The sequence below is a fragment of the Rhizobium sp. BK456 genome, from assembly GCF_014194045.1.
In the GTDB taxonomy this organism is placed as follows: domain Bacteria; phylum Pseudomonadota; class Alphaproteobacteria; order Rhizobiales; family Rhizobiaceae; genus Rhizobium; species Rhizobium redzepovicii.
On sequence record NZ_JACIAO010000006.1, the window covers coordinates 51,052 to 74,771 of the forward strand.

General features: G+C 62.0%; 21 protein-coding genes. 16 read left to right on the forward strand and 5 right to left on the reverse strand.

Annotation, left to right across the window (positions count from 1 at the left end):
• Positions 1-4: 4 nt before the first annotated feature.
• The 4 genes from FHX03_RS18085 to FHX03_RS18100 form a co-directional block, all read right to left on the reverse strand.
• Complete coding sequence (locus FHX03_RS18085) at positions 5-784, reverse strand: SDR family oxidoreductase (protein ID WP_183854869.1); 780 nt, start codon at positions 782-784, stop codon at positions 5-7.
• 75 nt (positions 785-859) lie between these two features.
• Positions 860-1,261 carry a DoxX family protein gene (locus FHX03_RS18090; protein WP_097629974.1) on the reverse strand — a complete coding sequence of 134 codons (402 nt, stop codon included), beginning with the start codon at positions 1,259-1,261 and terminating at the stop codon, positions 860-862.
• A gap of 97 nt (positions 1,262-1,358) precedes the next feature.
• A complete protein-coding gene (gene dgoD, locus FHX03_RS18095; RefSeq protein WP_097629975.1) occupies positions 1,359-2,507 on the reverse strand; it encodes a galactonate dehydratase in 1,149 nt (382 codons plus the stop codon).
• A 55-nt stretch (positions 2,508-2,562) separates the two neighbouring features.
• On the reverse strand, positions 2,563-3,318 hold the full coding sequence (locus tag FHX03_RS18100; protein WP_097629976.1) for a FadR/GntR family transcriptional regulator: 756 nt from the start codon (positions 3,316-3,318) through the stop codon (positions 2,563-2,565).
• A 212-nt stretch (positions 3,319-3,530) separates the two neighbouring features.
• On the opposite strand from FHX03_RS18100, the gene FHX03_RS18105 reads away from it, so the two are divergent.
• The 10 genes from FHX03_RS18105 (at position 3,531) to FHX03_RS18150 (ending at position 16,559) form a co-directional block, all read left to right on the forward strand.
• Positions 3,531-4,514 (forward strand): arabinose ABC transporter substrate-binding protein, encoded by a 984-nt coding sequence (locus tag FHX03_RS18105; protein ID WP_097629977.1) that lies wholly within the window; start codon positions 3,531-3,533, stop codon positions 4,512-4,514.
• A 65-nt stretch (positions 4,515-4,579) separates the two neighbouring features.
• Positions 4,580-6,085 carry an L-arabinose ABC transporter ATP-binding protein AraG gene (gene araG, locus FHX03_RS18110; RefSeq protein ID WP_183854871.1) on the forward strand — a complete coding sequence of 502 codons (1,506 nt, stop codon included), beginning with the start codon at positions 4,580-4,582 and terminating at the stop codon, positions 6,083-6,085.
• A gap of 17 nt (positions 6,086-6,102) precedes the next feature.
• Positions 6,103-7,053 carry an L-arabinose ABC transporter permease AraH gene (gene araH, locus FHX03_RS18115; protein WP_097629979.1) on the forward strand — a complete coding sequence of 317 codons (951 nt, stop codon included), beginning with the start codon at positions 6,103-6,105 and terminating at the stop codon, positions 7,051-7,053.
• Entirely contained in the window at positions 7,050-7,940 is an 891-nt protein-coding gene (locus FHX03_RS18120) for an aldose 1-epimerase (protein ID WP_183854873.1), read from the forward strand. Before araH ends, FHX03_RS18120 begins: the two co-directional genes overlap by 4 nt.
• Entirely contained in the window at positions 7,941-8,720 is a 780-nt protein-coding gene (locus FHX03_RS18125; protein WP_131711856.1) for an SDR family oxidoreductase, read from the forward strand. It begins immediately after the preceding gene.
• Between the two features lie 151 nt (positions 8,721-8,871).
• A complete protein-coding gene (locus FHX03_RS18130) occupies positions 8,872-9,303 on the forward strand; it encodes an OsmC family protein (RefSeq protein ID WP_097629982.1) in 432 nt (143 codons plus the stop codon).
• A 201-nt stretch (positions 9,304-9,504) separates the two neighbouring features.
• A complete protein-coding gene (locus tag FHX03_RS18135; protein WP_097629983.1) occupies positions 9,505-10,113 on the forward strand; it encodes a TetR family transcriptional regulator in 609 nt (202 codons plus the stop codon).
• Between the two features lie 50 nt (positions 10,114-10,163).
• On the forward strand, positions 10,164-11,303 hold the full coding sequence (locus tag FHX03_RS18140) for an efflux RND transporter periplasmic adaptor subunit (protein ID WP_131711857.1): 1,140 nt from the start codon (positions 10,164-10,166) through the stop codon (positions 11,301-11,303).
• A 25-nt stretch (positions 11,304-11,328) separates the two neighbouring features.
• Positions 11,329-14,475, forward strand: coding sequence for an efflux RND transporter permease subunit (locus FHX03_RS18145; protein ID WP_183854875.1), 3,147 nt, complete (start codon positions 11,329-11,331; stop codon positions 14,473-14,475).
• 173 nt (positions 14,476-14,648) lie between these two features.
• The gene (locus FHX03_RS18150; RefSeq protein WP_183854877.1) at positions 14,649-16,559 is read left to right on the forward strand and encodes a beta-N-acetylhexosaminidase; all 1,911 of its coding nucleotides are present in this window, start codon (positions 14,649-14,651) and stop codon (positions 16,557-16,559) included.
• On the opposite strand, the gene FHX03_RS18155 is transcribed toward FHX03_RS18150, so the two are convergent.
• Positions 16,549-17,472, reverse strand: coding sequence for an ROK family protein (locus tag FHX03_RS18155; RefSeq protein WP_183854879.1), 924 nt, complete (start codon positions 17,470-17,472; stop codon positions 16,549-16,551). The two genes, FHX03_RS18150 and FHX03_RS18155, sit on opposite strands and share 11 nt — an antisense overlap.
• 264 nt (positions 17,473-17,736) lie before the next feature.
• Here FHX03_RS18155 and FHX03_RS18160 point away from each other — a divergent pair, with 264 nt between their 5' ends.
• The 6 genes from FHX03_RS18160 to FHX03_RS18185 all read left to right on the forward strand — a co-directional run bounded on the left by FHX03_RS18160 (position 17,737) and on the right by FHX03_RS18185 (position 23,714).
• Positions 17,737-18,315 (forward strand): exopolysaccharide biosynthesis protein, encoded by a 579-nt coding sequence (locus tag FHX03_RS18160; RefSeq protein WP_179612313.1) that lies wholly within the window; start codon positions 17,737-17,739, stop codon positions 18,313-18,315.
• Positions 18,316-18,450: 135 nt separating this feature from the next.
• Positions 18,451-19,401 carry a sugar-binding transcriptional regulator gene (locus tag FHX03_RS18165; protein ID WP_003582447.1) on the forward strand — a complete coding sequence of 317 codons (951 nt, stop codon included), beginning with the start codon at positions 18,451-18,453 and terminating at the stop codon, positions 19,399-19,401.
• A 144-nt stretch (positions 19,402-19,545) separates the two neighbouring features.
• A complete protein-coding gene (locus tag FHX03_RS18170) occupies positions 19,546-20,856 on the forward strand; it encodes an ABC transporter substrate-binding protein (RefSeq protein WP_183854881.1) in 1,311 nt (436 codons plus the stop codon).
• Between the two features lie 137 nt (positions 20,857-20,993).
• A complete protein-coding gene (locus tag FHX03_RS18175; RefSeq protein ID WP_131711872.1) occupies positions 20,994-21,866 on the forward strand; it encodes a carbohydrate ABC transporter permease in 873 nt (290 codons plus the stop codon).
• 1 nt (position 21,867) lies between these two features.
• Positions 21,868-22,698 (forward strand): carbohydrate ABC transporter permease, encoded by an 831-nt coding sequence (locus tag FHX03_RS18180; protein WP_064819036.1) that lies wholly within the window; start codon positions 21,868-21,870, stop codon positions 22,696-22,698.
• Positions 22,699-22,715: 17 nt separating this feature from the next.
• Positions 22,716-23,714, forward strand: a complete 999-nt coding sequence (locus FHX03_RS18185; RefSeq protein WP_131711056.1) for an ABC transporter ATP-binding protein — start codon at positions 22,716-22,718, stop codon at positions 23,712-23,714.
• Positions 23,715-23,720 lie beyond the last annotated feature (6 nt).

Consider the following 23,720-nt stretch of genomic DNA (forward strand, 5'->3'; position numbering starts at 1 on the left):
AGGCCTATCGCAGCAGCCCCTGGCCGCCATCGATCCAGATCGGCGTGCCGGTGATATGCCGGGCCCGGTCTGAGGCGAGGAAGAGAATGGTTTCGGCGACGTCCTGGCTCTTGCCCGCCTTGCCGCCGGCGATTGGGATATCCCCTTGCGGCCAGATGACCGGAACCTCGGTCTCGTCGCGATGCCGGCTATTCGTGTTGGCGCCGATATTGGTCTCGATCTCGCCGGGGCAGACGGCATTGACACGGATGCCGTGCCGGCCGAGTTCGAGGGCCAGTTGCTGGACCATGGCGACCTGGCCGGCCTTGGTTGCGGTATAGGCGGTTGCGCCCGGCGTCGTGAATGTCCGGGTGCCGTTGATCGAGGAGACGACGACGATCGAGCCGCCATTTCTTTTCAGGTAGGGGACCGTCAGATGCAAGGTCAAATAGGTGCCGCGCAGATTGACGGCGATGGTCTTATCCCATTCATCCGGCTTCAGATCGTCGATCGGCGCCCAGACGCCATTGATGCCGGCATTGGCGATGACGATGTCAAGGCCGTGGAACGTATCGGTCAATTGCTTCACGGCGCTGCGCATCTGCGCCTCTTCGCTGGTGTCGGCGATCAACGCGATCGATTCGCCCCCCGCCGCCTTGATCTCGGCGCAGGTTTGTTCGACCTCGTCGGCGGTGCGGCTCAAGACGGCGACCCTTGCTCCGTCGGCGGCGAGTCTCAATGCGGCCGCCTTGCCGATGCCGGATCCAGCGCCCGTCACCAACGCGATCCTTCCCTGTAGTTCCATGGGCGGGCTCTCCTTGCCGTTTGCCGCTAAGCCAATGTTCGGCATGGCTGTTGGTTCCGGAGGGAGAGCGGGTCGTTAAAGCTCTCCGAGGAGGCTGTGCCGCAATGCCCATTTCTCCGGTCCATGGACGGCGGCAAAGAGCAGGCCGGCGAGGAAGGTGAAGTGATCGACGAAGAAGCCGAATTCGGCCTGGTTCTGCTGCCAATGGGATGGCCCGTGGAAAGCAAAGGCAAGGAAGATCACGTAGATGCCCGCCAGCAGGCTGGCCTCGGTGAAGAAGGCCCCGGTTATGAAAGCGAGCGCCAGGGCGATCTCGAAGAAGGCCGCCACCCAGGCAAGGAATGTCGCCATCGGAAAACCGGCAGCGGCGATGTAACCCGCCGTCGCGCCGATATCGGCGAATTTGAAGCCGGCGGCCATGAAGAAGATGAAGCTGAAAATGATGCGGGCGACGATGATTGCAGTTGCTCTTGCCATCGTAGGATCTCCTGTTTGCGTTTCCACCATGACGGACGAGACGACCGATTTGCTACACGGCGAATGAAAAAAGGGCCGCTGGCGCGACCCTTTCTTCTTACCATTCGGCGAAACTGCCGTCGGCATGGCGCCAGATCGGGTTGCGCCAGCGGTGGCCTTCCCTGGCGCGCTCGATGACGTAGGCCTCGTCGACCTCGATGCCGAGACCGGGCCCCTGCGGGATCGAGACGAAACCATCGGCATATTGGAACACCTCCTTGTTCGAGATGTAGTCGAGGATGTCGTTGCCCGTATTGTAATGGATGCCGAGGCTCTGTTCCTGGATGAAGGCATTATAGCTGACGGCATCGACCTGCAGGCAGGCGGCGAGTGCGATCGGCCCCAGCGGGCAATGCGGCGCCAGCGCCACATCATAGGCTTCGGCCATCGCCGCGATCTTGCGGCATTCGGTGATGCCGCCGGCATGCGACAAATCCGGCTGGATGATGTCGACATAACCGTCCGACAGCACCTGCTTGAAGTCCCAGCGCGAAAAGAGCCGTTCGCCAAGCGCGATCGGCGTTGAGGTATGGTTGACGATGTCGCGCAGCGCCTCCTTGTTTTCCGAAAGAACCGGCTCCTCGATGAACATCAGCTTGTAGGGTTCGAGTTCCTTGGCGAGAACCTTGGCCATCGGCTTGTGCACGCGGCCGTGGAAATCGACGCCGATGCCGATATGCGGGCCGATCGCCTCGCGGATGACGGCGATGGTCTCGACCGCCCTCTCCACCTTCTCGTTGGTGTCGACGATCTGCATTTCCTCGCAGCCGTTGAGCTTGATCGCCTTGAAGCCGCGGGCGACCACCTCCCTGGCATTGTTGGCGACATCCGCAGGACGGTCGCCGCCGATCCAGGAATAGACCTTGATGCGGTCGCGCAGCTGGCCGCCGAGCAGGGAATGGATCGGCTGACCGAGGGCCTTGCCCTTGATGTCCCACAGCGCCTGGTCGATGCCGGAGATGGCGCTCATATGGGCAGCCCCGCCGCGATAGAAGCCGCCGCGATACATCACCGTCCAGTGGTCCTCGATCAAGAAGGGATCCTTGCCGATCAGATAGTCTTCCAGTTCGTGGACGGCGGCTTGGACGGTCAGCGCGCGGCCTTCGACGACCGGTTCGCCCCAGCCGATGATGCCCTCGTCGGTCTCGATCTTCAAAAACAGCCAGCGCGGCGGAACGATATAGGTGGTGAGTTTGGTGATCTTCATCGCTGCTCTTCAGTCTCTCTTCAGATTTTTTGACGGGCGGCCAGCCGCGGATTGCTTATTTCGTTCTGCCGATCGCTTTTTCGGCGGCGGCAAGATCGCGCACCGCTAGATCGAGCATGCGGTTGGCGCAGTCGCGGGCGCCGGCCTTGTCGCGCATGCGCAAGGCCTCGACCAACTGGCCGTGAACGAGCACCGCATCCTCGCGATTCTCGACGCCGATGTTGGAGGCATGCAGCGCATATTTCAGCGCCGCATGAATGGCGCTCGACAGACGGCGGAAGACCTGGTTGTGGCTAGCCGTCAGCAGCACCGTATGGAACATGACATCGGCATCGGTGAAGCTTTCCGGGTCGCCGGCACTGTCACGCATCTGCCGCCAGGCCTTGTCGAGATCGGCAATCTCCTGGGCGCTGGCGCGCTCGGCAGCATATTCGGCGGCTGCCGGTTCGATGGTGCGGCGGGCTTCGAGAATGCAGCCGAGCAGGTCGAAATCCTTGATATAGGGACCCATCCATTCAAGCACGTCAGCGTCCAAGATATTCCAATCGTCCTTGTCGCAGACGGTGGTTCCGATGCGCGGCTTGCCACGGACAAGGCCTTTGGATTCCAGCACTTTCAGCGATTCGCGAATGACGGTGCGGCTGACGCCGTAGAGCTCGCAGAGATCGTTCTCGCGGGGCAGCGGCGAGCCCGCGGGATAGCGGTCCGCACAAATATCCTGAGCGATCGCCGCCGTGACGTTGCGGCGTACGCGCGGGCGGCGCTCGATGCGGCGGCTTTCGGCCCCGCCCTGTCGCTCGATTGTTTCCAACTCACCTCTCCGCTCTGTCTCGCGTGCTAGGCAATCGAACCTGATTATCCGAATTCGATCCGCTTTGCGACGCTTCCTCCCCGGCATCTCGTCAATAATCCTATTATTCCAATCATCATACATTGGCAATTGACTGGTATGATGATTTATCATAATTCATTGGACGTTGCCTGGGAGGCAGCTGCTCGTTTTTGGAGTTTAGGGAGAGAGACATGCGCTTGTTCAAAGCAGCCATTCTGGCTGGCACTTTCGCCATTCTGGCAGCCGGCTCGGCATTTTCCGCAGACGTGAAGATCGGGTTTATTGTCAAGCAACCTGAGGAGCCGTGGTTCCAGGACGAATGGAAGTTCGCCGACCAGGCCGCCAAGGAAAAAGGCTTCACTGTCGTCAAGATCGGCGCCGAAGATGGCGAGAAGGTCCAGTCGGCGATCGACAATCTCGGCGCCCAAGGTGCGCAGGGCTTCATAATCTGCACGCCCGACGTCAAACTCGGCCCCGGCATCGTCGCCAAGGCCGAAGCCAACCAGCTGAAGCTGATGACGGTCGACGACCGCCTCGTCAGCGCCGACGGCAAGCCGTTGGAAGAGGTGCCGCATATGGGCATTTCGGCCACCAAGATCGGCGAGACCGTCGGCCAGGCGATCGTCGACGAAATCAAGAAGCGCGGTTGGGACATGAAGAATGTCGGCGCCGTGCGGGTCTCCTATGACCAGTTGCCGACGGCCGTCGACCGCGTCGAAGGCGCGATGTCGGTGCTGAAGTCCGCCGGCTTTCCGGCCGAAAACATCTATGATGCGCCTCAGGCGAAGACGGATACGGAAGCGGCGCTCAACGCGGCGACCACCGTTCTCAACAAGCATGCCGACGTGAAATACTGGGTCGCCTTCGGCCTCAACGATGAAGCCGTCCTCGGCGCCGTCCGTGCATCCGAATCGGTCGGCATTCCGGCGACGAACGTCATCGGTGTCGGCATCGGCGGCGCGGAATCGGCGATCAACGAGTTCAAGAAGCCGGCGGCGACTGGCTTCTTCGGCACCGTCATCATCTCGCCGAAGCGCCACGGCTACGAGACGGCGCTCAACATGTACGACTGGATCGCCAACGACAAGGCGCCGGAAAAGCTGACGCTGACCTCCGGTTCGCTGGCGCTGCGCGGCGATTACGACAAGGTCCGCAAGGATCTCGGCATCGAGTAATCCTTCCAGGATGATATAGACGGCGGCCGCTCAGCGTGCCGCCGGATCCTCTCGGTGGAGCGGTGATGGCTTTCCTCGAATTCAACCATATCTCCAAGGGCTATCCCGGCGTGCAGGCGCTGGCGGATGTTTCCTTCTCCGTCGAGAAGGGCGCGGTGCATGGCCTGATGGGCGAGAACGGCGCCGGCAAATCGACGCTGATCCGCGTTCTGTCCGGCGATCAGGCTGCCGATAACGGCCGCATCCTGATCGATGGCGAGGAGCAGAAATACGGATCCGTGCGTGACGCTTTTCATGCCGGCATCGTCGTCATCCATCAGGAACTGCAGCTTGTTCCGGAGCTGACGGTCGCCGAGAATCTCTGGCTTGGGCGCTTTCCCGCCAAGGGCGGCGTCATCCATTCGACACGGCTGATCGAGACGGTGCGGACGAAGCTCGAGGAAATCGGCATCGATGTCGATCCGTCGGCCAAGGTCGCCTCGCTTTCGATCGGCGCGCGGCAGATGGTCGAGATCGCCAAGGCGGTCATGCTCGACGCGCGGGTGATTGCACTTGACGAGCCGACCTCCTCGCTCTCCTCGCGCGAGAGCGAAATCCTGTTTTCCCTCATCGACAGGATGAAGGCGAAGGGAACGGTCATTCTCTACGTCTCGCATCGTCTCGACGAGATTTTTCGGCTTTGCGACAGCCTCACGGTGCTGCGCGACGGCAGGCTTGCCGCCCACCATTCCGATATCACCGAGACGACGCGGGAGCAGATCATCTCGGAAATGGTCGGGCGCGAGATCAGCAATGTCTGGGGATGGCGCGAACGTACGCTCGGCGACATCAGGCTGGAGGTCAAGGGCCTGTCGGGACCGAAGCTGCGCAATCCGATCGGTTTTTCCGTCCGCCGAGGTGAGATTCTCGGCTTCTTCGGCCTGATCGGCGCCGGTCGCAGCGAGATGGCGCGGCTGCTCTACGGCGTGGATGCCAGGCATCAGGGCCAGGTCGCCATCGACGGCGTTGTCGTCTTGCCGAACAGTCCGAAGGCGGCGATCAAGGCCGGCATGGTGCTCTGCCCGGAGGACCGCAAATTCGACGGCATCGTCCAGGGCCGGTCGATCGAAGAGAATATCGCGATTTCGTCGCGCCGGCACTTCTCGCCCTTCGGCATTTTGAGTCCGAGAAAAGAGGCGGCGCTGGCCGATCGGTTTATCGCCCGGCTTCGGGTGCGAACCCCGTCGCGCAAGCAGGACATCATCAATCTCTCCGGCGGCAACCAGCAGAAGGTCATTCTCGGCCGCTGGCTTTCCGAGCAGGGGATCAAGGTCCTGGTCATAGACGAGCCGACGCGCGGAATCGACGTCGGGGCGAAATCGGAAATTTACGAGATCCTTTACGAACTTGCGGCCGGCGGCATGGCGATCGTGGTGATATCAAGCGAATTGCCCGAGGTCATGGGCATCTGCGATCGCATCATGGTGATGTGCCAGGGCAGGGTGGCGGCCAATGTCGCCCGGCAGGATTTCGACGAGCGCGCCATCCTGACGGCAGCACTGCCCGACAAGAATGCCGCCGGCACCATTTAAGATCAGGAATACGGACGATGAATGCGTTGAAAAAAATCCTTCTCGGCGAACAGGGCTTGGTGGTGATCTTCGCCGCCGCCTTCGTGATCGTCTCGCTCTTCGTGCCTAACTTCCTGACCGAGCGAAACATGCTGGGGCTGCTGCAGTCGGTGGTCACCATCGGTATCGTTGCTTGCACGATGATGTTCTGCCTGGCCTCGCGCGATTTCGATCTTTCGGTCGGGTCGATCGTCGCCTTCTCGGGCATGATCGCCGTGATGGTCTCGAACGCCACGGGCTCCATCCCTCTCGGGTTGCTCGCTGCTCTGCTGTGCGGCGCCGTCGTCGGCTTCGTCAACGGCATCGTCATCGCCCGGTTCCGCATCAACGCGCTGATCACCACGCTTGCGACGATGCAGATCGTGCGCGGGCTGGCGCTGATCGCCTCGGATGGCCGTGCCGTCGGCATCAATGATCCGGCCTTTTATCAGCTGGCCCTGTCGCGCTTTCTGACGGTGCCGACGCCGATCTGGATCATGCTGATGCTTTTCATCCTCTTCGGTTTCGTGCTCAACCGGACCGTCTTCGGCAAGAACACGCTGGCGATCGGCGGCAATCCCGAAGCCTCGCGGCTTGCCGGCGTCAATGTTGTCAACACGCGCATCTGGATCTTTGCGCTGCAGGGCCTCATCTGCGGCATTGCCGGCATCCTGCTTGCCTCGCGCATCACCTCCGGCCAGCCGAATGCGGCGACCGGACTTGAGCTGTCGGTGATTTCGGCCTGCGTTCTCGGCGGCGTTTCGCTGGCCGGCGGCCGGGCGGCGATGAGCGGCGTCATCGTCGGCGTACTGATCATGGGCATTGCCGAAAACGTTATGAATCTGCTGAATATCCAGGCATTCTATCAGTATGTCGTGCGCGGGTTGATCCTGCTGATCGCCGTGCTGCTCGACAATTTGCGATCTTCGGCTGCAGGACGACGCGGATGAGTGAAGGGCAGACCGTAAGCGACATCGAACTGAGGCACGGCGATCTCACCGTCCGGGTCAGCCCCCGAGGTGCCGCGGTTACCGCCGCGACGTTTCGAGGCATCCCCTTTCTCGTTGCGGCCGGCGGGCCCGACGGAGCGATGGCGAATTTTGCGATGGTGCCATTCGGCAATCGCGTCGAAGGCAACAGCATGTCTTTTGCCGGACGCGACTACGCCTTCCAGCCGAATACCTCAGACCCGCTCTATCGGCACGGCGACGGCTGGCTCGGCCTTTGGCAGGTTGAAGACTGCAGTTCAGAATATGCGCAATTCGTCTTTTCCCGGGCCGCCGACAGGGTTTCACCCTACGCCTATCTCACCCGGCAGGAGGTTCGGGTCGCTGGCGATGCGCTGATACTGGCGCTCTCCGTCGAAAACCGCGGCGAGGCGGCGCTTCCCTTCGGGCTCGGTCAACACCCTTTCTTCGTACGGACGCCGAAGACGCGGCTCACGATTGCGGCCGATCGCTACTGGAGCGAGCGGCCGGACCACCTGCCTGATGTGCCCGCTCCTGTGCCCGACTATTTCGATTTCAGATCGGAAAAGCTCTTGCCGCAGAGATGGATGAACAATGCCTTCGAGGGCTGGAACGGGCGGGCCGCCATCGCCTGGCCGGACCTTGGATTTCAGGCGGCGCTGGAAGCCGACGGCGCGCTCGATCGCTTCATGCTCTATATGCCGGTCGACCGGAACGACTTCTTCTGCCTCGAGCCGATGAGCCACCTGCCGAATGGCCACCATCTGCCTGATTTCGGCGGGCTCATGCCGCTTGCGCCCGGCGAAATCCTTGCCGGCTCGGTGACGATCCTGATGTCGGCGCTGCCGGCACAATCGGAGGGGAGATAGATGGGCGGCCGGCTGCAGGGCAAGCACATTCTGATAACTGGCGCCGCGCAGGGCATCGGTCTTGCGATGGCGAAGGCCTTCTTGAGGGAGGATGCGGCCGTCTTTCTCGTCGATCGCGACGCCGCACTGCTGGCGAAGTCAGCGAAAGAGCTCCAAAGCATTGGTGGCCGGCTCGGCTATCTGCCGGCCGACATTACCGATGCGGGAACGATCACGACGTTGGTCGCTCAGGCGAATGAAGAGATCGGGCAGTTGAACGCGCTGGTCAACAATGCCGGCGTCAATGTCTTCGCCGAACCACTCGAGACGACCGACGAGCTGTGGAACCGCTGCTTCGACATCAACCTCAAGGGTGCGTGGAACTGCTGCAAGGCGGTGCTGCCTGGCCTCATCGAACAGGGCGGCGGCGTCATCCTCAATATCGCTTCGACGCATGCTTTCACCATCATCCCGCACACATTTCCCTATCCGCTGGCAAAACACGCGCTGCTGGGAATGACGAAATCCCTGGGTCTCGAATATGCGGCCCACAACATCCGGGTGAATGCGCTGGCGCCGGGCTATGTCTCGACGCAGAAGGTGATCGACTACTGGAACGGCTTTGCCGATCCGGAGGCGGCCAAAGCCGAGACGATGAAGCTGCATCCCGGCGGGCGCATCGCCACGCCTGAGGAGATCGCCATGGCTGCCGTTTTCATGATCTCCGACGAGTGCCCGTTCATGAACGCCACCTGCCTGACGATCGACGGCGGTCTCGGCGTGCTGCAGCATCCGGCCTGAAAACGCTTCGGCCGCTGCTGATTTTTACAGGCCTGTCGTCTTCTCAAGATAGAGCATTATATTGTCCATCGGGGAGGCTCTCAGAACTCCCGAAGGCATGGAGCGGCGCCCTGCCGCTTGCTCGAAAGCACAATCGAAACAGGAGGACGGCATGCAGATCAATCGTACGGCTTCGGCCCATTGGACCGGTGGCCTCAAAGACGGCAAAGGCCTGATCTCGACGCAGAGCGGCGCCCTGAAGGACTATCCCTACGGCTTTGCCAGCCGCTTCGAAGGCATTGCCGGCACCAACCCGGAAGAGCTGATCGGTGCTGCCCATGCCGGCTGCTTCACCATGGCGCTGTCGTTGATCCTCGGGGAAGCCGGCTTTACGGCCGAGCATATGGAAACATCCGCCAAGGTAACGCTCGAAAGCGTCGAGGGCGGCTTTGCCATCACCGCCATCCATCTTTCGCTCACCGGCCGTATTCCCGGCGCCGATGAGGCGACCTTCACCGAACTTGCCAACAAGGCAAAGGCCGGCTGCCCGATCTCCAAGGCGCTCGCCGCCGTTCCGATCACGCTCGACGTCAAGCTGAGCTGATATCCTGCCGCCGACGATGTGCCGCGTGCTTCCGAGCCGCGGCACTTTCCATTTTACCGGGTGTTCATCATCTCTCTCTAAACCCTGACCGTCCATCGATTGACGACGCCCGCTCCTCGGCGGAGTATTGACAAATGATGCCTGATATTTTACGACTGACGAAATTCAAAAATCGTCATTCGTAATTCGGGCATCAAAACCATGGACGACATCACGGAAAATACGCTCGACGTCATCCGGCAGGAGAATGTCACCCGCATTCTTGATGCGGCCGAGCGGCTGTTTCGTCACTATGGCTACAGCAAGACGACGGTGGCCGACATTGCCCGCGATCTCGGCATGTCGCCGGCCAATATCTATCGTTTCTTTGCCTCCAAGGTGGAAATCCACCAGGCGCTCTGCGGCCGCATGCTCGCCACCGCCTATCAAATCGCCTACGACATCCGCCATCAGCCGATCAGCGCCAGCGAGCGGCTGCGCCGCTATGTCGAGACCCAGCATCAGTTGACGCTCGATCTGATGCTCGACGAAATGAAGGTCCACGAGATGATCATCGTCGCGATCGAGCGCGACTGGCATGTCATCGAGAAACATATCGACCGCGTCCATGATCTGATTGCCGAAATAATTGCCGAGGGGATTGCTGCGGGCGAGTTCGCCGAGCAGGACCCGGTCGTCGCGTCACGTTGCTTCGGCGCGGCGACGATCAATCTCTGCCATCCGCAGATGGTGGCGCAATGTCTTGCCAAAACCAACCGCGCGAGTGTCGACGAACTGATCGACTACGTGATCAGGGCGCTGAAGAAATAACGGGCGGCAGCCGCCGCCAAGACCCCCGAAACGATCCAGGAGTGCGGAAGATGTTTTCGCTCAAGACCCTCAGCCATCGCATGCCGTCCGTCGCCCGCCTCGTGTTTGTCGGCGCCATCGGCATCGGCGTTTCCGCCTGCTCGGAAGAGAAGGCTGAGGTCAAGCAAGTCATCCGGCCGGTAAAGGTCGTCGAGATCGCCAAGGCCGGCGATACCCGCAAGCTCGACTATTCCGGCTCGGTCAAGGCGCGTACGGAGATGAACCTCGGGTTTCGCGTCGCCGGCAAGATCACAGAGCGCCTCGTCGATATCGGCGACCGGGTGATGCCGGGTGACGTTCTCGCCCGTGTCGACGCCACTGATTACCAGCTGGCGGTCAAGACGGCGGAAGCCAATCTCGCCGCGGCCGAAAGAAGCGTCGAAACCGCCGATCTTGCCAATAAACGCGCCGAGCAGCTTTTCGACAAGAGCGTCGCTCCGAAATCGCAGCTCGAGCAGGCCGCCCTCAGCCACGACCAGGCGATTTCGCAGCGCGATGCCGCGCTCTCCGCACTTGACCAGGCGAAGAACCAGGTGAGCTACACCGAGCTCAAGGCCGGCCAGAACGGCATCGTCACATCAATCAATGCCGATACCGGTCAGGTCGTCGGCTCCGGCACGGCCGTCGTCACCGTTGCCGTCGACGGCGAGAAGGAAGTGCAGATCGCGATTCCGGAAAACGACATTGCCGAATTCAAGCCGGGCAAGACCGTCAAGACAAGCTTCTGGGCCGATAAAAAGCTGCTGCTCGACGGCAAGGTGCGCGAGGTTTCCGGGAGCGCCGACCAGCAGTCGCGCACTTTCGCGGTGCGGGTCAGCCTGCCGAACGATCCGCGCGTGCTGCTCGGCATGACGGCGACGATCGAGGCCGATGTCGATAACGGCAACAGCTATGTCTCCATCCCACTCAGCGCACTGGCTGAGAAAGACGGTAAGCAGATGGTCTGGACCGTCGACCGCGATACGGCGACCGTGCATGGCCGCGACATCCAGGTCGCCGATTTCACCGGCGACGGCGTGCATGTAACCGAAGGCCTCGATACCGGCGATCTCGTCGTCGCGGCCGGCACGCAGTTCATGACCGAAAATCTGAAGGTGAAGGTGCCGGACCAGCAGTCGGCGCTCGCCGATACGGAACAGACCGTCCGCTGATCGCGTCGCAAAAGGGAATAAAACCATGGACGCCAACACCACCGAAAAGCGGCCCTTCAATCTGTCTCGCTGGGCGATCGGCCATCCGAGCATAGCCCGCTTCCTTTTCGGGCTGATCATCATCACCGGAGTGCTCGGTCTGATGCGCATGGGCCAGCGCGAGGATCCCGAATTCACCTTCCGCGTCATGGTTGTTCAGGCGATCTGGCCGGGCGCTTCCATCCAGGAAATGGAAGACCAGGTCGTCAACAAGATCGAGCGCAAGCTGCAGGAAACGCCGCATATCGACTGGGTGAAGTCCTATACGCGGGCCGGCAGTGCGATCATCACCCTGCAGGTCAAGGGCGACACGAATTCGAAGGACGTGGCAGATGCCTTCTACCAGGTGCGCAAGAAGGTCGGCGACATCTCCAGCGAGCTGCCGCAGGGCCTGCTCGGCCCCTATTTCAACGACGAGTTCGGCGATACTTTCATCACGCTGCATTCGATCAGCGGCGAGGGCTATTCCTATCCGGAACTGAAGAAATTCGCGATCCAGGCGCGCGACATGCTGCTGACGACACCTGGTGTCGAGAAGGCGGTGATCATCGGCGACCAGCCTGAGAAGATCTATATCGACGTCTCGTCCAAAGCGCTCGCCGAGCGAGGCCTGACGATCCTCGATCTGCAGAACGCCATCAAGGGCCAGAACAATGTCGATCCGGCAGGTTCCGTCGATACCGGCCTGCGCTCAGTGCGCATCTCCGTCGAAGGCGACGTGAAGAAGGCGGAGGATATCCGCGAGTTGCGCCTTCGCGCCGGCGGCCAGGTGACGCGGCTCGGCGATATCGCCACCGTCAGTTCCGGGCTCGAAGATCCCTATCAGCGCAAGTATCGTTTCAACGGCCATGACAGCGTTCAGGTCGGCGTCGTGATGGCCAAGGGCTTCAACGTCACCGACGTCGGCAAGGGCGTCGAGGCGACCTATCAGCGCTTCGAGGAGGCGCTGCCTTATGGCGTTGCCGTCGATCAGATTGCCAATCAGCCCGACGTGGTGACGGATGCGGTCAGCGAATTCATGCATGCGCTCGGCGAAGCCCTGGTCATTGTGCTTGTGGTCTCGTTCCTGTCGATCGGCTGGCGCTCGGGCCTGGTCATCGCCATCGCCATTCCACTGGTGCTCGCCGCCACATTCGCGCTGATGTACGAACTCGGGATCGACCTGCAGCGCATTTCGCTCGGAGCGCTGATCATCGCGCTCGGCCTGCTCGTCGACGATGCGATGATCGTCGTCGAGATGATGGAGCGAAAGCTGGAGGAGGGGCTGGTCAAGATCGAAGCTGCAAGCTTCGCCTATTCCTCGACCGCCTTCCCGATGCTGACGGGCACGCTGATCACCACGGCCGGCTTCATACCCGTCGGCTTCGCCGCATCGACGGCCGGTGAATATGTGCGTTCGCTGTTTTATGTCGTCGGCATCGCGCTCGTCACCTCCTGGTTCGTCGCGGTCTATTTCACGCCGTGGCTCGGCTATATGATCCTCAAGCAGCGCCATCACGCCGGCGAGCATCACGACGCCTTCGACACGCGCTTCTATCGGCGTCTGCGCGGCACGGTCGGCTGGGCGGTACGCCATCGGGTTATCGTGCTGCTCTTGACGCTCGGCACCTTTGCCACCAGCCTCTGGGCCTTCCAGTTCATTCCACAGAATTTCTTCCCGCAATCGTCGCGGCCGGAAATCCTCGTCGATCTCTGGCTACCCGAGGGCACCAGCATCAAGGAGGTCGAGGTCCAGGCCAAGGCGCTGGAAGCGAAGATGATGGATGATCCTGACAAGCGGTTCATCGCCACCTATATCGGCGAAGGTGCGCCGCGCTTCTTCCTGCCGCTCGACCAGCAGCTGCGCAATCCGAACTTCGCCCAGCTCCTCGTCATGGCCAATGACGAACCGGCGCGCGAGCGGCTGATCGTCAAGCTGCGGACGATCCTTGCGGAAGATTTCCCAGAGATTCGCGGCAAGGTCGATCGGCTCTTCCTTGGCCCGCCCACAGGCTGGCCGGTGCAGATGCGGGTCATGGGGCCCGACCGCCAAGAAGTGCGGGCAATCGCCGATCAGGTGAAGGCGCGCTTTCAGGCCAACCCCATGCTCGGCGCCATCCACGACGACTGGCTGGAACAGGTGCCGGCAATGAAGCTGGTGATCGACCAGGACCGGGCCCGGGCGCTCGGCGTCACCTCGCAGCGCGTGCGCCAGATGCTGCAGACCGCCATGTCGGGTGCCGCCCTCGACGATTTCCGTGACGGCGAGGAGACGGTCTCGATCGTTGCCCGCGAGCCGGACGCCAGCCGTTCTCTGCTGTCGGCGGTCAACTCGGTCTATGTGCCGACGGATTTCGGCGGCTTCGTGCCGGTCTCGCAGCTTGCCAAGGTCGTGCCGGTTATGGAGCAGGGCATCGAATGGCGGCGCGACAGGCTGCCGACCATCACCGTGCGGGCGACGCTGCCGGATGGGGTGCAGCCGAACGACGTGGTGATGAAATTGTATGCCGACATGAAGGACATGCGCGACAGCCTGCCTGCCGGCTACAAGGTCGAAATCCAAGGCGGCGCCGAGGACGCGGCGGAAAGCCAGATGTCGATCGCCGCCAAGGCGCCGATCATGCTTGCGGTGATCATCGTACTGCTGATGGTGCAACTGCAGCATTTCGGCAAGGCGATGCTGGTGCTCGCCACCGGGCCGCTCGGCATCATCGGTGCGGCCGCCGCCCTGCTGATCAGCGGCGCGCCTTTCGGCTTCGTGGCGATCCTCGGCGTCATCGCCCTGCTCGGCATCATCATGCGCAATTCGATCATCCTGGTCGATCAGATCGACCAGGACATCAAGGCCGGCATGCACCGGCAGGAGGCGATCGTCGGGGCTGCCGTGCGGCGTTTCCGGCCGATCATGCTGACGGCGCTGACCGCCGTCCTGGCGCTGATCCCAATCTCGCGCGGCGTCTTCTGGGGTCCGCTCGCCTACGCAATGATGGGCGGCATCCTGGTTGCGACAGTGCTGACAATTCTGGTTCTGCCCGCCGGCTACGCTCTCTTCTTCGGCCGGGAGCCGAAGGCAAGGGACGAACCAGGTCGGGATGCCGACGCCATCCAGGAAGAGGCGGATGACAGACATCCGCCGGCGTTGGCAGCAGAGTGAGGACGGCGCGGCGAAAGCCGCGCCGCTTTCCTTTGCCGACGACAGGTCTTCGTCAAAGTCCGCCCCGTCTGAGTTCGCGCCGATTCCATTGAAGTCCTGAACAGGCTAAGCTGCGAAGGAATGCCGGAAGACCAGCCGTGATCCCGGCCGTTCGTTGACGGGGAGGGCGCGACATGGCCGATTATAGTCTGGAGACAAGCTGGCGCCCGGTCGAAGGCAGTTTCGGGCGCTTGACCTTCACGCTCCACAATCTTTCTGCCGAGCCGTTGTCCGGCTTCTCGCTCTGCCATACGTCGGAGACGCGGGTTGCCGGCAAACATGTCTGCGACGGCGGCAGTCTCAAGCGGCAGGTCGCGCATTTTCATGAGTTCCTGCCGCCTGAAGGGCTGAGTGTACCGCCGGGCGGGCGCTGGCGGTTCACGGTCGAGGGGCTGAGCCGAGAGCCGAAACATGTCACGGCTGGCGTCAAATCTGCTTATCTGACGCTTGCCGACGGCCGTCACCTTCCGGTCGATTTCGGCGATCTGATGCTTGAAGGCCGGGATGGCGGTGTGTCGCCGCCGCTCTTGCCGCCGGGCAAAGCCGATGAACCCTACGCGCTGCTCCCCTGGCCGCTGTCGCTCGGGCTGAACGGGGGCGACTTGCCCGCCACCCTCTATCCGGCCGAGAGGACGCGGCCTGATGCGATCAAGGCCCTGTCCCAGGTTCTTTCTCTCTATCAGCGCCTCTACTCAGCCGAAGACGCGCCGTTTTCGCTGAGTGCCGTCGAAGGCGGGCGGCGCATTCGTTTCGTCGCCGAATCGTCGATCGCTGCCTTCGCCTACGAGCTGCGTTTCACCGCGCATGAGATCGTGCTTTCAAGCGCGGATGACGCGGGCCGGCGCTACGGCCTCATCAGCCTGGCGCAGCTGCTGCATGGCGCCTGCGCCGATGGCGGGAGATTTAAATTCCCCATCTTCGGCACGATCGCCGACCAGCCGCGTTATGACTGGCGCGGCTGCCATCTCGATGTATCGCGGCAGTTCTATCCGGTCGCCGACATCCTGCGGCTGATCGATATCCTCGCCTGGAACAAGCTCAATATCTTTCATTGGCACCTGACCGACGACGAAGCCTGGCGGCTGGAGATCAAGGCCTATCCAGCGCTGACGGAGATCGGCGCGCGGCGCGGGCCGGACGAGGTCCTCGTGGGACAGCTCGGCGACGGGGCGGAAACACGCGCCGGCCATTACACGCAGGATGATATAAGGCGGATCGTTGCGCATGCCGTCTCGCTCGGTGTCGAGGTCGTGCCGGAAATCGACATTCCCGGCCACAACACCGCAACCTTGTTCTCGCTGCCCGAGCTCGTCGACGGGCAGGAAGCGCCGGACAGCTATCACGCAGTGCAGGGTTACGCCAACAATGCGCTCAATCCGGCGGTCGAATTCACCTATGAATTTCTCGGCAAGGTATTCGATGAAGTCGTGACGCTGTTTCCGAGCGAATATATCCACATCGGCGGCGACGAGGTAGCAGAGGGCGCCTGGCTTTGCTCGCCACTCTGTCAGGCACTGATGAAGCGGGAGAAGCTTGCCGGCACCGCCGAGCTGCAGTCCTATTTCCTGAAACGCATCAAGATGATGCTGTCGGAGCGCGGCAGGAAGCTCGCCGGCTGGAACGAGGTCTCGCATGGCGGCGGTGTCGATCGCGACGGCACGCTGCTGATGGCGTGGGAAAAGCCTGCCGTCGGCGTCGAGCTGGCGCAGCAAGGCTACGACGTGGTGATGACGCCGGGACAGGCCTATTATCTCGACATGGCGCAGGCCGAAGCCTGGGCGGAGCCCGGCGCGGCATGGGCAGGCTATTCGGCCCCGGAACATACCTATGCTTACGAAGCCGAGGGCGAACTGCCGCAGGCGCTGCAGGAGAAGATGCGCGGCATCCAGGCTTGCATCTGGACTGAAAACTTTCTCTCTCGCGCCTATTTCAACCGGCTGGTCTTTCCGCGTCTTCCAGCCGTCGCCGAGGCCGCATGGACACCGTCGGACCGGAAGGATTGGGACAGGTTCGCAGCGATCGTGCGGATGTGGCCTATGCTTTAGGATGCAATGCTTCGGCTTTCAGCCCGAGCAGCGCTGCGCCGATCAGGCCGGGTTCGATGCGGCATTGGCTGCGCACCACCAGCGGCCGGTCGAACTTGCGCAGGATGCGGGCGCGCACGGCGTGGTCGAGTTCAGCAAGCAGCGGCTCGACATTGGACAGGCCGCCGCCGACGGGCACGATGGTCGCGCCGGTGATGTTGATCGTCAGCGCCAGGGGCGAGGCGACGAGATCGACATAGACGTCGATCGTCCGTGTCGCCTTCTCCTCGCCACGCTGCCATTGAGCGATGATCTCTTCGCTCGAAAGGTCGAGATCATGCAGCGTCTTGTGCAGGCGCTCCAGGCCACGGGCGCCGCCGACGGTGTCGACGCAGCCTTTCTGGCCGCAGCCGCAGGCATAGGCGGGAATGGCGGCAGGCGGATTGCCGGCTGCCGAGGCGATGATCGGCCCGTGACCCCATTCGCCGGCAAAACCGCCGGCCTCATTGACGAGGCGGCCATCGGCAATCAGGCCGCCGCCGACGCCGGTGCCGAGGATGGCGCCGAAGACGATGCGGTGGCCGCGACCGGCGCCGAGGCCGGCCTCGGCCATGGCGAAGCAGTCGGCGTCGTTGGCGATCAGTGCCGGCAGACCGAGTTCGGCTTCGAGATCGGCGGCCAGAGTGCGGCCATGGATGCAGGGAATGTTGGCGCAGATCAGCCGCTGCGTGTCGGGATCGACGACGCCGGCGATGGACAGTGCAATGCGGCTCGGTTCTTCGCCGGTTTCGGCGATGATGGCACGCAGGGTGTCGACGAAAGCGGCGAAATCATCTTTCGGCGTCGGGCGCCGGCCGAGGGGGACGATGTCGGTCTCGGAACGGGCAATGCCACCCTTGATGGCGGAGCCGCCGATGTCGAATGAGATGATCATTGCCACCCTGCCGTTTCTCTGGTCTGTGGTGTCTGCTCGCACTGTTGGCGGGGAATTACAAGCCTTCATTCGCCGGCCTGCCATGCGCTCGCGGCCTCAATCGCTATTCGGTTCCGCAAGTCATTCAATTGGCATATTGCGTGGCCACAATCCGAGCCTGCACGTCCATCACTCACTGGTATCATGACCATCGAAAACGCCGATTCCCACAGACGCAGAAGACCCCGTCCACCCCGTCCCAAAGGCCGTCGCCTTTCATCCATCCTGCGGCAGCTGGCCGCCGACCGGAGTCGGGAGCGGATTTCGATCGGCGATCTGTTCCAGACGATGGGCGACCGGGCGATCAGCGCGTTGATGCTGATCTTCGCGCTGCCGAACGCTTTTCCGACGCCGCCCGGAACGTCGGCCGTGCTCGGCGCGCCGTTGGTCTTCCTGGCGGTACAGTTGACCTTCGGGCTGAAGCCCTGGCTGCCGAGGGTGATTGCCGACCGTTCGATGCGGCGGGAGGATTTCGAAACCATTGTCGGCCGCATCCATCGCTGGCTCGCCTGGGCGGAGCGGATGCTGAAGCCGAGGTTGGCGATCTTCGCCGAGCCGCCGGCGGAATATCTCGCCGGGGCCGCATGCCTGCTGCTGTCGATCGTGCTGTTGCTGCCGGTGCCGCTCGGCAACATGCTGCCGGCAATCACGATCTCGGTCTTCGCTTTCGGCATACTGGGCCGCGACGGGCTCTTTGCGCTGATCGGCTTCATCATGACGGCCGTGTCGCTGGTCGTTGCCGGCGGCGTGATTTACGGCCTGGTGAAGGCGGCGATCTATCTCGTCATGCAATGGTTTGCCTAAGCAGCGTCGGTTATTTGGCGGAGCTCTTTGCAACAGGCTCGACATTTGCCTGATTTTTGTTTTGATCTGGCGCGATACAATTTCAAATCATGTTCGGCGGCGGCACGCCGGCTCACTTTGCGTGGTAGGCATTCAATGGCAAAAAGATCCGAGACCGCGGCACGCCTCGACGATGCGGCACGTGCCGGCTGGCTCTATTACGTCGCCGGGCGCACGCAGGATGAAATCGCCGCCGCGATGGGCATCTCGCGGCAATCGGCGCAGCGGTTGGTGTCGCTGGCGGTCGCCGAGCGTCTGATCAAGGTGCGGCTCGATCATCCGATCGCCGCCTGCCTGGAGCTCGCCAGCCAGCTGCGGCGGAAATTCGGGCTGAAACATGTGGAGGTGGTGCCGAGCGATTCCGGGTCGTCGGCGACCGTCGGTATTGCCGAGGCGGCGGCGGCCGAGATCGAACGATGGCTGAAACGGGCCGAGCCGATCGTGCTTGCCGTCGGTACCGGCCGTACGCTGAAGGCGGCTGTCGACCAGCTGCCGGCGATCGAATGTCCCAATCACCGCATCGTCTCACTGACCGGCAATATCGCCCCCGACGGATCGGCCGCCTATTACAACGTCATCTTCAGCATGGCCGATGCGGTGAAGGCGCGGCACTATCCGATGCCGCTGCCGGTGCTCGTCACCTCGGCGGAAGAGCGGGAGCTGCTGCACGGCCAGCAACTGGTGCGCTCGACGCTCGATATGAGCGCGCAGGCCGACGTCACCTTCGTCGGCATCGGCGAACTCGGTATCGACGGGCCGCTCTGCGTCGACGGTTTCCTCGAGAAGGACGAGATGATGGAGCTGATGCGCGGCGGCGCCGTCGGCGAGATCTGCGGCTGGATCTTTGACGTCGATGGCAGGTTGCTCGACAACCCGATCAACGAACGCGTCGCGTCGGCGCCGATCCCGTCCCGCGACGCGTCGATGGTCATCGGTCTGGCCAAGGGCAAGCGCAAGTTTAAGGCGATCCGGGCCGCGGTTGTCGGCCAGCAAATCAACGCGCTGATTACCGACGAAGAGACGGCTGAGTTTTTGCTCAGGAATTGAGCAAAAAACACTTGTTTTAAATCAATGGGATAGCTTCCTCCTTCGGCACCGCAGCAACGATTGCCGATTGACATTCTGTATCATTTGTTGAGTAATTGCCCATGAGCGAAGCGAATGCTCACACCCATCTTCTGGGAGGAAGATATGACATTGAGAACTTTTCTGCTGGGCGCCTGCTCAGCACTGGCGTTTGCCGGCATGGCTTCGGCTGAAACGCTGACAATCGCGACCGTGAACAACGGCGACATGATCCGGATGCAGAAGCTGACGGATGATTTCAAGGCGAAGAATCCGGGCATCGACCTTGAATGGGTAACCCTCGAAGAGAATGTGCTGCGCCAGAAGGTCACGACCGACATCGCGACCAAGGGCGGCCAGTACGACGTGCTGACGATCGGCACCTATGAAGTTCCGATCTGGGCGAAACAGGACTGGTTGCTGCCGCTCGACAATCTCGGCGCCAACTACGACGTCGACGACCTGCTGCCGGCCATCCGCAGCGGCCTGACTGTAGACGGCAAGCTCTATGCTGCGCCGTTCTATGGTGAAAGCTCGATGGTCATGTACCGCAAGGACCTGTTCGACGCTGCCGGCCTGAAAATGCCCGACGCGCCGACCTGGGACTTCATTGCCGACGCTGCCCGCAAGATCACCAACAAGGATAAGGAAGTCTACGGCATCTGCCTGCGTGGCAAGGCCGGCTGGGGCGAGAACATGGCCTTCCTGACGGCCATGTCCAATTCCTTCGGCGCCCGCTGGTTCGACGAGAAGTGGAAGCCGCAGTTCGATCAGCCGGAATGGAAGGACACGCTCGATTTCTACGTCAAGCTGATGAAGGATGCCGGCCCTCCGGGCGCTTCCTCCAACGGCTTCAACGAGAACCTGGCGCTGTTCCAGACCGGTAAGTGCGGCATGTGGATCGACGCAACGGTTGCCGCTTCCTTCGTCGCCGATCCGAAGCAGTCGCAGGTCGCCGACAAGGTCGGCTTCGCGCTCGCCCCGGACAAGGGCCTCGGCAAGCGCGGCAACTGGCTCTGGGCCTGGAGCCTCGCCATCCCGGCAGGTACCCAGAAGGCCGAAGCTGCTGAGAAGTTCGTCGCCTGGGCAACCAGCAAGGAATACAGCAACCTCGTCGCCGAGAAGGAAGGCTGGCTGAATGCACCTCCGGGCACCCGCAAATCGCTCTATGCGAATGCGGACTACCAGAAGGCGGCGTCGTTTGCCAAGATGACGCTCGACTCGATCGAGGCGGCCGATCCGACCAAGCCGACCGTCAAGCCGGTCCCCTATGTCGGCGTCCAGTTCGTGGCGATCCCGGAATTCCAGGGCATCGGTACGGCGGTGGGTCAGCAGTTCTCGGCAGCCCTTGCCGGCCAGATTTCGGTCGATCAGGCGTTGAAGAGCGCGCAGCAGCTGGCAACCCGGGAAATGACCAAAGCCGGCTACATCAAATAACAACCTCCTGAGCAAGAGGCGGATTCTTGACAATCCGCCCCTCTGGGCCGCCGATGCCCGAACTGCATCGGCGGCCGCTTTTTCAGACAAAGCCTTCCTGCGGCCGCTCCCCGCTTCAGATCAGATCGGTGATTGCCATGGCAACCTTGCATACCCGCTCCGCAGCGCGCCTGATGATTGCGCCCTCCGTGCTGCTCCTCTTTGCATGGATGATCGTCCCACTTGCGATGACGATCTATTTCTCGCTGCTGAACTACAATCTGCTCAGCCCCGGCATGGAGAGTTTCGTCGGTCTGCTCAACTACGAATACTTCCTGTCCGATCCGGCCTTCATCGCGGCGCTGATCAATACGCTGCTGCTCGTTGCCGGCGTGTTGCTGATCACCGTCATCGGCGGCATCGCCTTTGCGCTGCTGCTTGATCAGCCGATGTACGGACAGGGCATCGTGCGCATCCTGGTGATCGCGCCGTTCTTCGTCATGCCGACGGTGGCAGCACTGGTCTGGAAGAACATGTTCATGAACCCGGTCAACGGCCTGTTTGCCCATCTTGCCAAGGCGCTCGGCCTGCAGCCGATCGACTGGCTGGCGAATGCGCCGCTGTTCTCCGTCATTCTGATCGTCGCCTGGCAGTGGCTGCCCTTTGCCACCCTCATCATGCTGACGGCGCTGCAGTCGCTTGACGAGGAGCAGAAGGAAGCCTCCGAAATGGACGGCGCCGGTCCGATCTCGAAATTCATCTACATCATCCTGCCGCACATGGCGCGGGCCATCACCGTGGTGATCCTGATCCAGACGATCTTCCTGCTTTCGGTCTTTGCCGAAATCCTCGTCACCACCAATGGCGGGCCGGGCACCGACAGCACCAACCTCACCTACCTCGTCTACGCCCAGGCACTGCTGCAGTTCGATATCGGCGGCGCTTCGGCGGGCGGCATCGTCGCCGTCGTGCTTGCCAATATCGTCGCGATCTTCCTCGTCCGCCTCGTCGGCAAGAATCTGGAGGCTTGAGATGGCCAGAAAAGTCACAACGCAGCGCAAGGTCATCGTCACCGCGATCGCCTGGACGCTCGGCATCCTGATCTTCTTCCCGATCCTCTGGACGTTCCTGACCAGCTTCAAGTCGGAAGCCGATGCCATCGCCTCGCCGCCGCAGTTCCTGTTCTTCCACTGGACGACGGAAAACTATGCGGAGGTGCAGAGCCGGTCGAACTATCTCAGCCACTTCATGAACTCGGTGATCATTTCCTTCGGCTCGACGCTGATCGGCCTGATCATCGCTATTCCCGCCGCCTGGGCGATGGCGTTTTCGCCGACCAAGCGGACCAAGGACGTGCTGATGTGGATGCTGTCGACCAAGATGATGCCGCCTGTGGGCGCGCTGATCCCGATCTACCTGCTGTTTCGCAATTCGGGCCTGCTCGACACGCGCACCGGCCTGGTGATCGTGCTGACACTGATCAATCTGCCGATCATCGTCTGGATGCTCTACACCTACTTCAAGGAAATCCCGGGCGAAATCCTCGAGGCGGCCCGCATGGACGGGGCATCGCTGATGAAGGAGATCGTCTACGTGCTGACGCCGATGGCGGTGCCCGGCATCGCCTCGACGCTGCTTCTGAACATCATCCTTGCCTGGAACGAGGCGTTCTGGACGCTCAATCTCACCGCCTCCAAGGCGGCGCCGCTGACGGCCTTCATCGCTTCCTATTCCAGTCCGGAAGGCCTGTTCTACGCCAAGCTGTCGGCGGCATCGACGATGGCGATCGCGCCGATCCTGATCCTTGGCTGGTTCAGCCAGAAACAACTCGTCCGCGGCCTGACCTTCGGCGCTGTGAAATAAGATAAAGGGAGACAAACATGGGCAGCATTACCCTTCAGAAGGTTTCCAAGGTCTTCGGCGAAGCCAAGGTCATCCCTTCGATCGATCTCGATATCAAGGACGGCGAATTCGTCGTCTTCGTCGGCCCGTCGGGCTGCGGCAAGTCCACGCTGCTCAGGCTGATCGCCGGTCTCGAGGATGTCTCCGGCGGCAAGATCGTCATCGACGGCAGGGACGCCACCGAAAAGGCGCCGTCGGAACGCGGCCTGGCCATGGTGTTCCAGTCCTATGCGCTCTATCCGCATATGAGCGTGCGCAACAACATCGCCTTCCCGCTGAAGATGGCGGGCGTCGACAAGGCTGAGATCGACCGCAAGGTGACGGATGCCGCCCGGGTGCTGAACCTTACCGATTATCTCGAACGCAAGCCGCGCCAGCTTTCCGGCGGCCAGCGCCAGCGCGTGGCGATCGGCCGCGCCATCGTGCGCCAGCCTTCGGCCTTCCTGTTCGACGAGCCGCTGTCGAACCTCGACGCAGCGCTGCGTGTCAACATGCGTCTCGAAATCAGCGAGCTGCACCAGCAGCTGAAGACGACGATGGTCTACGTCACCCACGACCAGGTCGAGGCGATGACCATGGCCGACAAGATCGTCGTCTTGAACAGGGGCAATATCGAGCAGGTCGGCTCGCCGCTCGAACTCTATAGCCGCCCCCGCAACCTCTTCGTCGCCGGCTTCATCGGTTCGCCGAAGATGAACTTCATAACGGGCCAGAACGCCGCACAGCTCGGCGCCCATACGATCGGCATCCGCCCCGAGCACATGCTGTTGTCGATGGAGAGCGGCGACTGGAAGGGTAGGGTCGTGGTCGCCGAGCATCTCGGATCCGACACTTTCCTGCATATCGATGCCGACGGCATCGGCATGGTGACGGCGCGCGGCAGCGGTGATTTTGCCGCCAAGGCTGGAGACACGGTCTATCTGACGCCGGACCGTTCGCGTATTCACAAATTCAACGAGGGCGGCCTTGCCATCTGAGGCAGG